The sequence below is a fragment of the Stenotrophomonas sp. SrG genome, from assembly GCF_050031795.1.
In the GTDB taxonomy this organism is placed as follows: Bacteria; Pseudomonadota; Gammaproteobacteria; order Xanthomonadales; family Xanthomonadaceae; genus Stenotrophomonas; species Stenotrophomonas rhizophila_A.
The window spans coordinates 1-293 of the sequence record NZ_JBNBBE010000133.1 but is presented as its reverse complement, the minus strand read 5'-3'; the positions used below and the strand labels follow the sequence as shown (position 1 = coordinate 293).

Below are 293 nucleotides of genomic sequence, written 5' to 3'. Positions count from 1 at the left end.
CTCGCACCGGTCGCCTGGCCGCCGCTGGTCAGAGCGGCCCTGGCCCTGCCCACCTTCAGCCTGCCCCGGCTCGGCGCGCTGGGCGAACGCAACGCCTCCATCGCCCAGGCCACCGTCACCCTGGCGATCTACAACATGATCGGCCTCGAACAGCACGGCGCCGACGACCGCGCCCAGGCCATCAGCGACGTCAGCCACCTGCTGGCCTGCGACCTCTGGTACGGCCAGCTGAACATCCAGTGGACCGCCCTGTTCGCCTACCGCCCCGTGCGCGAACTCCTCGCCCGCATCTA

Annotated in this window: 1 protein-coding gene; it reads left to right on the top strand. The window is 71.0% G+C overall.

The genetic code is table 11. The features are described 5' to 3' along the window. Nucleotides 1-293, top strand: a 293-nt coding sequence (locus ACQG3P_RS19270) for an FUSC family membrane protein (RefSeq protein WP_426805935.1), incomplete at both ends; no start/stop codon positions are given.